Genomic DNA, 15,254 nt, shown 5'->3' with positions numbered 1-15,254 from the left:
GGCACAACCCACCGCTGGTCGTGTCCGGGCGAAACACGCCACTGAAGCCTTTATTTGCCGGCATCGTCCTAGCATTGGTATGACTCACGTCGTTATCATCGGCGCGTATGGAAGTGCCGGGGCCGCAGTCGCCGGCGACCTTGTCGAGGCGGAGGACATTGAACTCACGCTCATCGACAACGGCGAGCCCGGCGGTGGCCTCTGTATCCTCCGTGGCTGTATGCCGTCCAAGGAAGTGCTCTCCGCAGGCGCTCATCGCTTCCAAGCGCGCCACGACGACCGTCTCGTCGGCGACGTGCCCGACGTTGATCTGGATGCCGTCGTCGAGCGCAAGGACGACCACGTGCTCGACTGGGCGGGCCACCGCCGGGACTCCGTCCACGAGATGGCCGAGCGCGACGACGTAACGTTCATCCATGACACTGCCACGTTCGTCGACGAGCATACGGTCCGGGCCGGCGGTGAGGAGCACGAGGCTGACTACGTCGTCATCGCGACCGGTTCCAGCGTGAACGTCCCGGATACGCCCGGTATCGACGAGGTCGACTTCATGACGAGCGACCAAGTGCTCGACGCCACCGAGTTCCCCGACTCCGGCATCGTGATGGGCTTCGGGTACATCGGGATGGAACTGGTCCCGTATTTGGCGGAGGCCGGCGGCATGGAGCTTACCGTCATCGAGCACGACGACCGGCCAATCGACGAAGGTGACCCGGAGTTCGGCGACGAGGCGCTTGACATCTACGAGGACAACTGGGACGTGACCATCCCGACGAATTGCTACGAGAAGGAACTGGAGGAGACTGCGGACGGCGGCGTCCGCCTCACCGTTGAGTACGACGACGGTAGCGAAGAGACGTTCGAAGCCGACCAGCTGTTCCTCTTTACCGGCCGGCGGCCGACCGTCGAGGGGCTCGGTCTGGAGAACACGCCAGTCTCGGTTGAAGGCGACTGGGCGAAAGACACGATGCAGACCCGCGACGCCGACCACATCTACGCCGTCGGCGACGTCAACGGCAAGGAGCCGATTCTCCACGTCGCCAAAGAGCAGGGCTTCACCGCGGCCGAGAACATCGTCCGACAGGAGGCCGGTGGCTCACTCGAAGCATACCGAAACGTCCACCACCACGTCATCTTCTCCGGACTGGGCGTGTATCCGTTCGCTCGTGTCGGCCACAACGAGGAAACCGCAAACGAAGCGGGCTACGACATCGTTACAGCGACGCGACAGGCCAGCGACGACGGCGTGTTCAAATCCAAAGACGTGCCCGAAGGGCTTGCAAAGCTCGTCGTCGACGCAGACGACGGGACAGTACTCGGCTGGCAGGGCCTGCACTACCACGCGGATAGCTTCGCCAAGACGTTCCAGACCATCGTCGAGCTCGGCCTTGACGTGCGTGATCTGCCGGACCGGGCCTACCACCCAACACTGCCGGAGAACGTCGATGGCCTCATTCGGGACTGCGTCGACCAGCTATAAGCGGTCGACCTGAACACCGGTCACATCGAATCGCACTCCGCCGTCCTCGCTTTCTGTGACAGTGATCCGGCCACCGTGGGCGTCGACGATTTCGGAAACGATAGCCAGCCCGAAGCCGGTCCCTTCGTCGCTCGTGGTGTAGCCGCGCTCGAACACCTCGTCACGCTCGTCTTCGGGAATCCCGGGACCGTCGTCCGCGACGTAGAACCCCCGGCCGTCAGCGAGGGTCCCGACGCAGACGGTCACGGGGTCGTCGCTGTGTTCCACACTGTTTCGGAAGAGATTCTCGAAGAGTTGTTGAATGCGCGTCTGGTCGCCCGTAATTCGTGCGTCCGTATCGACCCGTTCAAGCGTCGCGTCCGAACTCTCGACGGTGTCCCAGGCGGCTGTGATGATGTCGTCTAACGACGTTTCGGTCGCGTCGATGACCTTGTGGCCGCCGCGAGCGAGCGCGAGCACGTCGTCGATGAGTTCGTCCATCCGTTCGAGTGACCGCCGGAGCGATTCGACGTGTTCCGGGTCCCCGTCGTACGCCTCGTCAACAAGCGTGAGCCGGCCGAACGCAACGTTAAGTGGGTTCCGGAGGTCGTGGCTGACGACGCTGGCGAAGTCCTCCAGACGGTTTCGCTGGCGGGTGAGTTCCTGCTCACGGCGTTCGCGCTCCTGTTCGTAGCTGATCCAGTTCCCCATCAACTCAACAAGCGTGACTTCCCACTCCGAGAAGGAATCACGGGGTTCCGTCCCGTAGAAGCAGAACGTGCCGTACACCGACTCGTCGACGACGACGGGCGTTCCAAGATAACAGGAGACACCCATCTCCGTGTAGCCGGTCTTGGTGGTCAGTTCAGGACGGTCCGCGGCGATGTCGGCGAGCACCAGTGTCTGCTCCTCAACGACGGCCCGCTCGCAGTTCGTGGCGTCCAGCGGGACTGTATCGCCCGCCTCGATAGCTCCCGTCCGGTCGCGGACGATTTCGAAGACGTACATATCGCCATCGATGTGTGAGAGTACAGCCGTTTCGGCTCTGAGGGCGTTCTGCCCGATTTCGAGGAGTCGCTCGACCTTCTCCTCGAAATCCAGATCCTTACGCGAGATGACCCGGTAAATCTCTCGGAGCGTCCGCTCTCTGCTCCTGATCTCTTTCTCGTGCTCGTGTCGCTCAGTGATATCACGGAAGTACACCGAAATTCCGGTTTGCGATGGGTACGCAGACACTTCGAACCACGTCTGTAGCGGCTCGAAGTACGCTTCGAAGGATGTTGGCTCCTGCTTAGTCATCGCCTGTCGGTACTGCTTGCTGAACTCCGTTTCTTCGAGGGACGGGACCACTTCCCAGATGTTTTTCCCCAGCAAGTCGGTGGTATCACCGTCTCCCGCCATCGCACGGCCGATGACGCGGCGACCGCGTTCGTTGGCGTATGTGAACTCCCAGTTTTCGTCCACCGCAAAGAACGCGTCGGTCATCCGGTCGAGAATGTCCGCCTCCTCCTGATAACGAGCGACAGCAGCGGTGATCCGCTGCCGAAGGAACTCCGTCTGCTCTGAGAGGGGTGTCTTCGTCACGTAGTCCGTGACCCCGGCAGAAATGGCATCGCTGGCCACGCTTTCGTCCCCATCATCAGTGAATAACAAAAACGGGAGGTCAGACGACTGCTCCCGGACGACGCTCAACAGTTCGATCCCGTTCCGATCCGGGAGTCGGTACTCGCTGACAATGCAGTCGTAGGACGCGTCTTCGAGGGATTTGAGCGCGTCGTCAACCGTTTCACACACCGTCACAGTGAATTCGTCGGTGCTACCAGTCAGCGTCTCTTTGACTGCCGTGACGTCGTCACAGTCCGCATCGACATAGAGAACGCGTACCCGCCCGGCAGTTCCGTCATGCCCGTGACGGTTCGGCGTGGCCACGGGTGTATCCATATCCGTTTCAGGAGATGTGGGAATAAAATTGTACCGCCGGTAGGCTTTCATTACCAGGGTTTAGCAAGGGTATATCGACTGGGAGGTCAGTCGGGCCGACGAGCCGATAGGACCGGAATCTCGTCGATGCGCGACGGGGGAAGCGCGTCCCAATCGACGCCCGCTGGCGTCGTGTGCGTGGTCTCCGTCTCAACCGTGCGCTCCGGCGTCACAACCCAGTCCATCGGCACGTCATGGTCGTCGACGGGGACAGTGGTGTCGACGACACCTTCGGGGCCGCCGACAATCTGGAGTTCGTGGACCGTCGTCACGACCGGTGTCGTCTCGTCGACCAGCCCCAGTTCACGGAGGACGGCGTATTCGAGGTCGCTGTACCCCTCGCCCTTCCCGATTCGCGCGCCGGCTTCAGTGACCGCGACCGACCCCGACACCACGAGGTCGACGCTCCCAACCGCTTCCGGGCCGACCTGTCGCGCGTGGTCCGCGACGTTTGACACTGCCGGTGCGGCCTCAATGTCGTCGAGTTCGGCGGGATCGAGTTCGTAGAAGCATCGCTCGTCCCGGAGCCGTGGCACGGCCATATACACTGTCTTGCCGGCCCGCAGCGCCGCCCGCCGGACCGGAAGCTGGGGCGAGTCCGGATTCGCCTTGACCGTCTCGGCGGCGTCCCATACCGCCGTCTCGGCCAAGCGCTGTGCGGCCTCGCTCGCGCCCGCGAAGTTCGGAATCCGGTCGTGGGGCGGAAACGGAAACCGAGCGATACTGCGCTCTTCCAGCGCGTCCCAGACTGTTTCACGGATGGTTTGTTTGTCCATGGCGCTACGGCCTCCGGCGGCGGAACTGCTGTGTGCAGACCAGCGCCAGCAGTGCGACAAGCGCCGCGACAGCTGTGAATCCGGGACCGCTGGCGTCGGTCGTGGACTGGTCAGTGCTCGGCGTGTGGTCCGCGGGCGTGGGCTCGCTCGTTTTGGTCACGGCCGACCTCGGAACGTAGCTGTCGGCGTCGTAGCGGTCCGGATAGAGCTGCGCGGTAGCGTTGTGTGCGAAGGAGACGACGCTGCGGGGCGCGGGCTGGTTAATGTCCCGCACCCGGACAGAGACCGTCGAGTTGGTCTCGCCCGCGGTCGTGCTGGCGTATGGTTCCGTCTCAGCAATGGTCGCCGAGTTTTCGGTGACGAAGAGGACCTCCGGATTGAGTTTGAGGATAATCTCGTCGCTGAGTTGTGGGTACTGCGTGTGGTTGCGTGCGGCGACGTTCTCCGCGCCGGCGAGTTCGATGAGCGACGTGACGAAGGTGTTGTCTGCCGCCACGTACCCCCCGCCCAGCGGGTACAGCGCGGCCGGACGATCTTCGGCGTCTGCGGTGACCTGTCGAACGGCGTCGACGTTCGCGTCCATCCAAGCGTTCGCTTCGCTCGCGCCCCCGCAGTTACCAGTCAGGCGACCGATAGTCGCCGTCTTTGTCCGGATATCTTCGATAGTTGTCGCAGCTGGAAGGTGATACACGGTGAGCCCGGCCTGCCGGAGCGGGGTCACGTCACCGGCGCTGGCGTTCGGCGCAATCACCAGGTCCGGGTTCGTACTGACGACGCGCTCGACGTTGACGCCGAAGCTCGCGGAGACGTTCGTCCGACCCTCAGCGCCGTCCAGATAGCTTGCATACTGGGTGAGCCCGACCACCTGAGAGCGACCGCCGATCTCCCACATCGTCTGGGCAGCCGAAGGGTTGGTCGTCGTGACCCGCTCCGGGCGTTCCTCGAGGGTGACCTCGGTCCCGGTCGCGTCAGTCATCGTGACGGGAAACGAGCAGTCGTCGGCCTGCGTGGCAGTTGTTGCTGCGGCCGGAGAGACGCCCGCAAGCGAGCCGACAAGCAAGACAAAGACACAGACGAGAGAAAGTCGTCGCATACCCTATGCGGGTGTCAGGAGCAATAAATACTTATCTACTGCAACTGGGCTTTCATACATGCGTTTCGCGGGTCGGACCGTCGGGTGGTCGGCGGGGCTCGTCGCCGTCCTCTGTGCCGTGGTGACGACGAGCGCCGGCATCGGCCCGGTTTGGATTCCACCCGATATCGTCGGGAGAGTGCTGCTCAACACCGTCGTCGTCCCGACTGGTATCTCGGTCTCAGGCCCTACTGTCGGCGTGACTACGGCCCACGTGTTCTCCTACGCTGTGAGCGACCTCCAGACACAAATCGTGCTGCAGGTCCGACTCCCCCGGATACTGCTCGGTGCGGTCGTCGGCTTCTCGCTCGCCGCCGCGGGGACGATCATGCAGGGGATCTTCCGGAACCCGATGGCTGATCCCTCTATCATTGGCGTCTCCTCCGGCGCGGCGGTCGGCGCGGTCGGCTTCATCGTTGCGCCCGTCGTGATCCCGTTCGGGCTCGGGCTCCGCGGCGCGGCCTTCGTGGGGGCGCTGGTCGCGGCCTTTGGTGTCTATCTCATCGCGACGCGGAACGGCCGCACACCGGTCGCGACGCTGTTGCTGGCCGGCGTGGCGATACAGACGTTTCTCGGCGCGGTGGTCTCCTTCCTGTTGCTCCACAGCGGCGAGAGCATCCGGCGGGCGCTGTACTGGCTAATGGGCCATCTCAAAGGCGCGTCCTGGCCCGAAGTGACCAGCAGCGTCGTGCTCGTTGCCATCCCGTTCGTCGTGCTGCTGGCGTATGCACGCGACCTGAATGTGATGCTGCTCGGCGAGGAGGACGCACAGAGCCTCGGTATCGAGGTCGAACGAACCAAGCGGGTCCTGCTCGCGCTGTCGGCAGTCATCACGGCGGCGGGCGTCGCCGTCGCCGGCATCGTTGGCTTCGTCGGCCTCATCGTGCCTCACGTGATGCGGCTGCTCGTCGGGCCTGACCACCGGATACTGCTCCCGACGGCGGCGCTCGCCGGGGCGTCGTTCCTCGTGGCGACGGACACGCTAGCACGCTCGGGTAGCGCCGAGGTCCCGGTCGGTATCGTCACTGCCGTCCTCGGTGCGCCGTTTTTCCTGTATCTGCTCCGGAAGCGGGAGGTGCACGAACTGTGAGCGGTGCAAATGGGTCCAACAGTGCCGACCCAGAACGAGACCGCTCCGGGCCGATGCTCGACGTATCCGACCTCGCGGTGTCTTTCGGCGAGCAGTCGGTCGTCTCGGGCGTCGGTTTCAGCGTCGACCGTGGGTCACTCGTCGGCCTCGTCGGCCCTAACGGCGCGGGCAAGACGACCGTCCTGCGAGCGGTGAAGGGGACACTCGATCCAGACGCCGGAACGGTTCGCGTCGACGGCGAGCCGATCTCGGACCGCTCGGCGAAGGCGGTGAGCCGCCTCGTCGCGAGCACGCCACAAGGAACCGCGCTGTCGTTCGACTTCAGCGTCAGGCAGACCGTTGAAATGGGGCGGACACCGCATCTCGGCCGGTTCGACCGGATGGACGAGGACGACCGGAATGCCGTCGAGACAGCGATGGAGCGCGCGAGCGTTACCCAGTTCGCCGACCGGCCGTTCACCTCGCTGTCCGGCGGCGAGCGCCAGCGTGTCCTGCTGGCCCGGGCGCTGGCTCAAGAGACGCCAGTCCTCCTGCTGGACGAGCCGACGGCGAGCCTCGACATCAACCACGCCGTCCGCACGCTCGAACTGGTCCGGGCGCTGGTCAAGGACGGAAAGACAGCCATTGCTGCGATTCACGACCTCAATCTGGCCGCCCGGTACTGCGACGAACTGGTGTTGCTCGCCAGCGGCGGCATCCGTGCTGCGGGCCGTCCCGCCGATGTTCTCACGAGCGACACGCTGCGGGATGCTTTCGACGCGGAGACGCTGGTGACGACCCAGCCCGGCACCGATGCGCCGCTCGTGACGCCGCTGGCTGACCGGGAGGCAGTCGACCGCCGCATCCACGTCGTCGGGACCGGCAAGCCGGCGGCATCCGCGGTCTCGACGCTCGTCGGGGCTGGCTGTCGCGTCAGTGTCGGCGTCGCGCCCGCCGGCGACATAGCCGCCGAGCGGGCCCGAGACCTCGACTGTGAGGCGGTTACGGTCCCAGCCTTCGCTGGCATCGACGACGCGGCCCGCGAACGCGCGGCCGAACTCGCCCGGGCCGCCGATGCCGTCGTGATAGCGGGCGAGACCGGTGACGGCAACAGGCCGGTCGTCGAGGCTGGCGGGACCCGCCTCGCGGTCGAGACGGATGATACTGCCCTCGCCAGCAACGGTCGCGACGCCGTGCCGATGGCCGCGCTCCCCACAGCGGTCGCGTCTCTGCTGCCCGCACCGGAGCGCGATGCAACACCGCCGCTCAATTAGTCGACCACTGACTGAGTCCACCGTCGGCTGAGGTATCTCCAGCCGAGAACAGCAACACCGATACTTTTCGCTCCCATACGTCGCCCGTGGACGACACGATTTCGTGGCTCCGGAACCGGCCGTACTACGAGGGACAGATCGTCGACCAGCGGACGGTCCCGGGCCGGGACGCGCGGACCGCGGACTGCGAGGTTGCGGACCGGCTCGCCGGCGTCCTCGAAGACCGGGGTATCACGGACCTCTACACCCACCAAGTGGACGCAATCGAGGCGGTCCGGTCCGGTGACAACGTCGTTCTCGCGACCGAGACGGCGAGCGGTAAGAGCCTCGCCTACACCGTTCCGGCGTTCGAGCGGGCGCTTGACCGCCGGGCGACAACGCTGTACATCGCACCACAGGTCGCGCTCATCAACGACCAGACGGAGACGCTGTCGGAACTGGCACAGGGACTCGGGTTTGCCTCCGGCGTCTCCGTTGCCCAGTACACTGGCCGACAGTCGAAGTCAGAGAAGGAGGCCATCCGGGAGCGTCAGCCGACCGTGTTGCTGACGACGCCGGACATGCTCCACTACGGCATCCTCCCCCACGCTCACCGGCTGTGGGACTGGTTCTTCCAGCGGCTCGAGACCGTCGTCATCGACGAGGTCCACGGCTACCGCGGCGTGTTCGGCAGCCACGTCTCGCTGGTGATGCGCCGCCTCCAGCGCGTTGCCGAACGGTTCGACGCTGGGGACAGAGGCGCAGGAAGCGACGGTGGGACAGCGGGCGGCCCGGAGTGGGTCTGTTGCTCGGCGACCATCGGCAATCCGGTCGAACACGCGGCGGCTGTCACGGGCCAACTTGAGCGGTCGTTCGCACTGGTCGACGAGGACGCCAGTGCCAGCGGGCCGCGTCACTGGCTGCTGTGGAACCCACCGGAGTACGAGGGCGACAGCTGGGGGAGCGGCCGCCGGAAGTCGAACCACGTCGAAACGAAACAGCTGTTCGTTGACCTCGTCGAACGAGGTCTCCAGACGGTCGTCTTCGCCGGGTCACGCCAGACGGCCGAGCGGTACGCCAGCGACAGCGCCGACGAACTCCGGAGCCGCGGGGAACACGACCTCGCCGACAGCGTCGGTGCGTATCAGGCCGCGCTGACCGACGACCGGCGACGCGAACTGGAGCAGGGTCTGCAGTCCGGTGACCTGCGGGGCGTCTGGTCGACCAGCGCGCTCGAACTGGGCGTCGACGTGGGCGGCCTCGACGCCGTGTTGCTGGACGGCTACCCTGGCACGCGGATGCGGGCCTTCCAGCAGGCCGGGCGGGCCGGCCGCGGCACCGACCCCGCGCTCGTCGCGCTGGTCGGCGGGGAGGACCAGCTAGACCAGTACGTCCTGCGCAACCCAGACGCGCTATTCAAGACGGGGGCCGAGCAGGCCGTCACCAATCCCGAAAATGAGCAACTGCTGCCGGACCACGTCCATGCAGCCGCCTGCGAGAATTGGCTCTCGCCAGACGACGACCGCCATTTCGGCGAGACGTTCCCCGACATGGTTTCGGGCCTCGAATCGGCCGGAAAGCTCGACCGCCGCCAGACCGACCAGGGAATGCGCTGGCTCGGCAACGGTAGCCCGCACCACGAGATGAACCTGCGGACCGTCGATGACGGCGAGGTGAAGCTGGTGGCAAAAGGCGACGTGATAGCGAAGCTCTCCGTCGAGGATGCACTGCGAGACGCCCACCCCGGCGCGATTTACCACCATCAGGGCCGGCGCTACGAGGTGACAGACCTCGATCTCGATACAGGCGTTGCCGAGCTTGACCGGACATGGGCCGATTACTTCACTCGCGTCCTGCACGACAAGACCATCACCGTCGAGGCGGACCTGGCGGAGCGGCGACTGCCGACCCGCGAGGACGTACCGGTCCGCTTCGCCTCAGTGACGATGCGCAAGCAGATCACCGGCTACGAGCGTCGCGACGGCTCCTCCGGGGAGGTACTCGGGCAGCGCTCGCTTGACCTGCCGGAGACGACACTGGAGACGAAGGCGCTGTACCACACCGTGCCGTCTGACCTAGAAAGCCAGATACGGCAGGGAGCATACGGAGCCGAAGGCGACCGCGGGAGCGGTGGCGGCGGTCAGTCCGGCGATGCAGCGACCGACGGTGGTGACACCGGCGACTTCTCAGGGGCAATCCACGCCGCAGAGCACGCGATGATTTCGATGTTTCCTTTCGAATACCTCTGTGACCGCGGCGACATCGGCGGCCTGTCGACGCCGCGACACCCGCACACCGGCGAGCCGACCATCTTCATCTACGACGGGTACCCCGGCGGTATCGGCCTAACACGGGCCGGCTACCACAACATCGGACCGCTGATGGACACCACGCTGTCGATGCTGACCGCGTGTGACTGCGCCGACGGCTGCCCGGCCTGCGTGCAGTCGCCCCACTGCGGGAACGCGAACGACCCGCTGGACAAACACGGTGCGATACATCTACTGGACGGATTGTTGAATCGATAACAAGCTCCCTCGGTTCCGGCAGTGGTTCAGATGTCATCCGCCGCTTTCGGCAGCGTGAGTCCGACAACGGCCCCCCGCGGCTCGTTATCTTCGACCCACACGTCGCCGCCGTACGCATCGACCAGCGTTCGGACAAGATAGAGGCCGACGCCGGTCCCCTCACTGTCCGGTCGCTTCTCCCCGCGCTCGAACACCGTCCGTTTCTGCTCGTCCGGGATTCCCGGACCGTTGTCGCTGACAGTGACGCTGACTGCGTCACCGTCGTCAGTTACGTCGACGGCGACCGACGGCGGTGCCGAATCGTTGTGCTGGATGGCGTTGGTGAGGACGTTCCGAAACACGGAGGACAGGAGTTCGTCGGCTTGCACCCGTACCCGACGGGAACTCATCCGGGACGGTGACCTGCGCGTCGGTGTACGTCGCTGTGATATCCTCAGTCACTGAGGACAGGACTGACTCAAGCGCGACCGGCTCAGTCTCCCAGTCCGTCTGTCGCATTACCGTCGCAAGGTTTCCAGCTGTCTCAAGCAGTTCCGCAGCTGACCGGCTACTCTCCTGGATTCCATCGACGTGTTCCAAGGCGTTGCCACTGCACTGGTCCCGGAGCAACTCTGCCCGGCCACTGATGGTCTGAAGGTGGTTCGTGAGGTCGTGACGGACGATCTGATTCAACAGGTCGAGGTTGTCTCGCTGCCGTTTCAGCTCCCGCTCGCGTTCGATCCGTTCGAGAGTCGAGAGTGCGTTTTTCCCGAGGATATCAGCCAACTGTGCCTCCCGTTCGGTCGGTTCGGCTCGCTCGTCCGTCCCGGCCGTCAGGAGTCCGTACTCTGCGAGCGGGACGGTGATACCCCCGTGCAGCGGTACATCCGCTGCGGCTTTCTCTTCCGAAACGAGAACTCGCTGTGTCTCGTCGGATTCGTACTGTTCCCACAACCAACTCCCGCGCTCGTGTCGCATCACCTGGCCCGGGTCAGCACGGACCTCGACGTGCTCCCGGAGTGGCTCAGAGATGGTTACAGCTTTGAGTTCGCTGTCGGTGGCCGCCCAGAAGACACTGAAGGGAAAATCGAGAATCGCTGTTGCAGTCTCGACCGCGACTGTCGCGACCGTAGACTGGTCTCCGGCGGCCATCAGTCGCCGCATCGCTATATGTAGCTCCCCGATCTGGTCCTCTGGAGGCGCCTGATAGGGAAGGGAGTCGGAGTTTGACTCCATTTTTACCCCCTTATTTCGACCTGAATATAAATACTCTTTTTGTGTGGTAAAAGTACACGCCCAACACAGCCATCAAGAACGGTTCACTCGTAAACCCCCATTCGCGTTCGACTTCCCGGCCCGATTACGGCGGCTAGCTGAAGTCTTCCAGTCGTAACTGATCGGGGTGGATACCGTCTGGTTCGCTCGCGCCGAGCAGACGGGGGAGTGCCGTGTTCGCGAACGTCATACCGACGACGAGTAGTATCGGTGCAAAGAAGAGCCCGTAGAATCCCAGTACGACTGGTCCGAGCGTGTACGCGAGCATGAGGAGCCCGACATGCGTGCTCTCACCGCTGAGAAGTGGCCGGAGCAGCAGGTCCGGAATTGTGTCGACGACGACCACCGCGATGAGAAGGAATCCAAGCACGTACGCAAGCAGCGAAGACTGCCCGTCAAGCACCACCGGGAGCGCAGTGATACCAGTCAGTGGGAGGTAGATTATTTTCATCCCGACGACAGGGATCAAGCTCGCAATACCAGTCAGCGCGCCGGCAAGCGTCGGATACGGGACCTCGACAGCTGCCGGCGCTACGACGTTATAGCCGGTGAATGCGGCGATGGCGATGAGCGAAATTGCGAGCACATTCAGAAGATTGCCGAACAGCACCGCTTCCAGTTCCTCGTCGACGGCTTCGAGGTACTCGCGGATGATGGCCCCGTCATCGAATCGGAGCAGCCACTCGCGAATGCGCTGCCCGTCCACTAGAAGGTAGTACGTGACGATGGTCGTGATGAACAGATTGAGGAAGAACTGGGAGGCGACCGACGTAAGCACCATCGCGTTCTCGCTGAGGAAGTCGACGAATGGCGAGAGCTGTCCCGACTGGTAGGCGCTGTACAGTCCCTCGACGGTGAGGTCTGGCACTGACTCCGCGCCGTCCAGCCAGCTGATGTGTGCTGCGGCCACGTCGACGAGCGCGTACTGGGTGACGAACTGTCGGGCTTCGACGATGAGGAGGACGGCGGCATAGCTGACGAGCAACAGGAGGGGGATCGCCAGCGACGCCATGACGACGACGGCACGTACCCGCGCCGGAAGACGGAGCCTGCGCAATGAGCTGTAATACCGTCGCGTCGAGTAGTAAAGGAACACGGAGACGGTCAACGCCGCGATAAACTGATATGCGAGTACGCCAACCACCACCGCGACAGCGAGACCAAAGAGGGCGACGACGAAGCGCTTCTCGTCCATATACATACCATCTTGTGAACAAGTATAAACGTACGGGCGCTGGGAATTCCGCAGACAACACGGGGTCTGACACTGTCGCAAATAGCTACTCGGTTCGCTCGCGTGTGGGTCTGACGCCGTCGTGGACGCCGATGTCGCCGGAGAGTTCGTGCTGGCTCGTGTCGCTGAGGTCGATACCCTCCGCGCGGCAGTCCTCCTGCACCTGCTGGATGAACGCAGCCCTGACCGACGCGAGTCGATTCCGCCGTTCGTTGGGAATCCAGATCCGGCCTGTCAGGATGACCGCCGTCGACGCGAGGTCGCTGACTCTGGCTGTTGGTGCCGGCTTCTCCGAGACGTGATCGAGATCGCGGGCGGCGTTCGTGATGATTGCCTGTACCGTCTCGATATCGTCGTCGTAGCTGACACCGAACCGGTAAGAGATACCCACTGGGCCTGTTGATGTCTGGTTCGTCACCGCACTCGTTGCCAGTTCTGTGTTCGGGACGATTATACGCTCGTTGTCCGGCGTCCGAATCCGCGTCACGCGCAGGTCGATGTCGACGACTGTGCCCTGCATCCCGTTCCAGGCGATGACGTCACCGACGTTCAGATCCGGGTCGGTCACGATGAACGCGCCGGCAACAAAGTTCCCGAGCACGTCCTGTGCCGCCAGCCCCACCGCCAGTGTGATGCCTGCGGCCAGCAGCGTCGACCCCGCGAGCGCGCCCCGGAAGCCCGCAACGCTAGCCCCGATGACCACCGCAAAGACCACCGACAGCAAGTGGACGGCACTGGTGAGTGCACTCGCGACCGTCTTATTCGTCGCCGTCCGTGACAGCGCCCACCGGACCGCTGGCACAACGATGAGCCGGCCGATAGCGTAGAGCAGCGCCGCCACGGCGAGAAACTGCGCCCCGTCGCTCGCGAGCTGTCCGTACGTCGAGATGATGTCGATATCCAGACCCGCCGGGAACTGCATATCGTCTCTCGTAGCCCAACGGATATGAAATCAAGGTGTCCCGGGCTGGTGGTGACTACGGCTCTGCCCTGCGTCACCCGACACGCTCGTTTAAAATCAGCCTCGTCTTCGTACCCACAACCTCCTCCAACTCACGGGCTTGCGTGATGAGTCCGTTAACTGCGTCGGTGTCAGCGGCGTCAACGACAACGACGATGTCCTCCTCGCCGGAGACTTGCCACACGAAATCGACCTCCTGCCAGTCGGCGATGCGGTCCGACACTTCAGCCGTGTCGACGTTCACGTCGACGCTGACCTCGATCATCGCTTTCACGTTGCCGGTCCGCGTCGCGACAGTGAACCGTTCGATAACGCCGTCATCGACCAGACGCTCGACGCGGTTTCGCACGGTCCCTTCCGACGTTCCGACTCGGTCTGCGATTTCGGTGTACGGGGTCCGAGCGTCCCGGCGGAGTATCGAGAGTATCTCTCTGTCGAGGTCGTCCATCGAGATGTGACAGTATCACCGGTCGTGACTTGAGGATTACGAAATTCGAAATTCGTCTTCGAAAGCAACCCTTATGCCCCACTATAGTATACGCATCTCGTAATGGCTGACGCATACGTGGCAATCGAAGGCGACCGTGTCATCGAGGCGCGTGCTCGCGCTCCCGGGACGGCCCGCGGCGAACTGGTCTTTACAACGGCGTACACCGGTTACGAGGAGAGTCTCACAGACCCTTCCTACGAGGAACAGGTCCTGACGTTCTCCTATCCACTTATCGGGAACTACGGCGTCCGAGAGGAGCGCTTCGAGTCGGACCGCGTCCACCCGCGCGCGGCGGTCGCCCGCGAGATGACCGACGACGTGGCCGAGTGGCTAGAATCCGAGGACGTCCCGGCCGTCGACCATCTCGACACGCGCGATATCGTCACTGAAATCCGCGACGAGGGGGCGATGAAATGCGGGATCGCCGCCGGGCCGGACATGACCGAGCAGGACGCGCTCGACGAACTCCACGAGTGCAAGCATATGTCCGACCACACCGACATCGGCGCGCAGGTCTCCGTCGACGACGTGGAGGTCCACAACGAGGGCGGCGACGGTGCGACGGTCGCGCTGGTCGACTGCGGTGCGAAGGGTTCTATCACCGAGTCGCTCGTCGAACGCGACGCCGAGGTCCACGTGTTCCCCTACGACGCCAGCGAGGACGACGTGGCGGCCGTCGACCCGGACCTGCTGTTCATCTCGAACGGCCCCGGCGACCCGGAGAATTTCGAACAGGCCGGCGAACTCGTCGAGACATACGTCGGTGACGTGCCGCTCGCCGGCATCTGTCTCGGCCAGCAGGTCGTCGCCAACGCGCTCGGCGGCGAAACCGAAAAGATGGAGTTCGGCCACCGCGGCGTGAACCAGCCGGTCCGTGACCTGCGCTCCAATCAGGTCGTGATGACGACCCAGAACCACGGCTACACCGTCGCCGATCCCGGCGACAAGCTCGACGTGACACAGGTCAACGTCAACGACGATACGCCGGAAGGGCTGGAAAACGATGATCTGAGCATCATCACGCGCCAGTACCACCCCGAGGCCAACCCCGGTCCGCACGATTCGCTCGGCTTCTTTGATGATGTGCTAGGGATGGCGGGGGAGTAGAGAGAGCCCGA

General features: G+C 64.0%; 13 protein-coding genes. 5 read left to right on the top strand and 8 right to left on the bottom strand.

The features are described 5' to 3' along the window. Positions 1–79: 79 nt before the first annotated feature. Complete coding sequence (locus tag RBH20_RS01835) at positions 80–1,480, top strand: NAD(P)/FAD-dependent oxidoreductase (RefSeq protein WP_306704921.1); 1,401 nt, start codon at positions 80–82, stop codon at positions 1,478–1,480. Here the strand turns inward: RBH20_RS01835 and RBH20_RS01830 are convergent. From RBH20_RS01830 to RBH20_RS01820, 3 genes are all read right to left on the bottom strand, one after another. Further along, positions 1,475–3,400, bottom strand: a complete 1,926-nt coding sequence (locus RBH20_RS01830) for an ATP-binding protein (protein WP_306704919.1) — start codon at positions 3,398–3,400, stop codon at positions 1,475–1,477. The genes RBH20_RS01835 and RBH20_RS01830 overlap by 6 nt on opposite strands. 86 nt (positions 3,401–3,486) lie before the next feature. Further along, entirely contained in the window at positions 3,487–4,215 is a 729-nt protein-coding gene (locus tag RBH20_RS01825) for a 5-formyltetrahydrofolate cyclo-ligase (protein WP_306704916.1), read from the bottom strand. Positions 4,216–4,219: 4 nt separating this feature from the next. Beyond that, the gene (locus RBH20_RS01820; RefSeq protein WP_306704914.1) at positions 4,220–5,308 is read right to left on the bottom strand and encodes a PGF-CTERM-anchored ABC transporter substrate-binding protein; all 1,089 of its coding nucleotides are present in this window, start codon (positions 5,306–5,308) and stop codon (positions 4,220–4,222) included. A gap of 58 nt (positions 5,309–5,366) precedes the next feature. On the opposite strand from RBH20_RS01820, the gene btuC reads away from it, so the two are divergent. The 3 genes from btuC (at position 5,367) to RBH20_RS01805 (ending at position 10,197) form a co-directional block, all read left to right on the top strand. Further along, complete coding sequence (gene btuC, locus RBH20_RS01815; RefSeq protein WP_306704911.1) at positions 5,367–6,437, top strand: vitamin B12 ABC transporter permease BtuC; 1,071 nt, start codon at positions 5,367–5,369, stop codon at positions 6,435–6,437. Between the two features lie 53 nt (positions 6,438–6,490). Beyond that, positions 6,491–7,690, top strand: a complete 1,200-nt coding sequence (locus tag RBH20_RS01810; protein ID WP_306707436.1) for an ATP-binding cassette domain-containing protein — start codon at positions 6,491–6,493, stop codon at positions 7,688–7,690. 86 nt (positions 7,691–7,776) lie between these two features. Further along, positions 7,777–10,197 carry a DEAD/DEAH box helicase gene (locus RBH20_RS01805; RefSeq protein ID WP_306704909.1) on the top strand — a complete coding sequence of 807 codons (2,421 nt, stop codon included), beginning with the start codon at positions 7,777–7,779 and terminating at the stop codon, positions 10,195–10,197. Positions 10,198–10,223: 26 nt separating this feature from the next. Here the strand turns inward: RBH20_RS01805 and RBH20_RS01800 are convergent, their stop codons facing one another. The 5 genes from RBH20_RS01800 to RBH20_RS01780 form a co-directional block, all read right to left on the bottom strand. Then, entirely contained in the window at positions 10,224–10,538 is a 315-nt protein-coding gene (locus RBH20_RS01800; protein WP_306704907.1) for a sensor histidine kinase KdpD, read from the bottom strand. Next, positions 10,462–11,412, bottom strand: coding sequence for a sensor histidine kinase (locus RBH20_RS01795; RefSeq protein ID WP_306704905.1), 951 nt, complete (start codon positions 11,410–11,412; stop codon positions 10,462–10,464). Before RBH20_RS01795 ends, RBH20_RS01800 begins: the two co-directional genes overlap by 77 nt. A gap of 133 nt (positions 11,413–11,545) precedes the next feature. Next, on the bottom strand, positions 11,546–12,646 hold the full coding sequence (locus tag RBH20_RS01790; protein WP_306704903.1) for an AI-2E family transporter: 1,101 nt from the start codon (positions 12,644–12,646) through the stop codon (positions 11,546–11,548). An 85-nt stretch (positions 12,647–12,731) separates the two neighbouring features. Then, on the bottom strand, positions 12,732–13,607 hold the full coding sequence (locus RBH20_RS01785) for a mechanosensitive ion channel family protein (protein WP_306704901.1): 876 nt from the start codon (positions 13,605–13,607) through the stop codon (positions 12,732–12,734). A 73-nt stretch (positions 13,608–13,680) separates the two neighbouring features. Further along, on the bottom strand, positions 13,681–14,094 hold the full coding sequence (locus RBH20_RS01780; protein WP_004518577.1) for an Lrp/AsnC family transcriptional regulator: 414 nt from the start codon (positions 14,092–14,094) through the stop codon (positions 13,681–13,683). A 102-nt stretch (positions 14,095–14,196) separates the two neighbouring features. Between RBH20_RS01780 and carA the strand changes: the two genes are divergently transcribed. Then, positions 14,197–15,243, top strand: a complete 1,047-nt coding sequence (carA, locus tag RBH20_RS01775; protein WP_306704895.1) for a glutamine-hydrolyzing carbamoyl-phosphate synthase small subunit — start codon at positions 14,197–14,199, stop codon at positions 15,241–15,243. The last annotated feature ends 11 nt before the right edge of the window (positions 15,244–15,254 follow it).

Source organism: Haloarcula sp. H-GB4, from assembly GCF_030848575.1.
Taxonomy (GTDB): Archaea; Halobacteriota; Halobacteria; order Halobacteriales; family Haloarculaceae; genus Haloarcula.
This window is presented reverse-complemented; position numbering and strand designations above follow the sequence as displayed.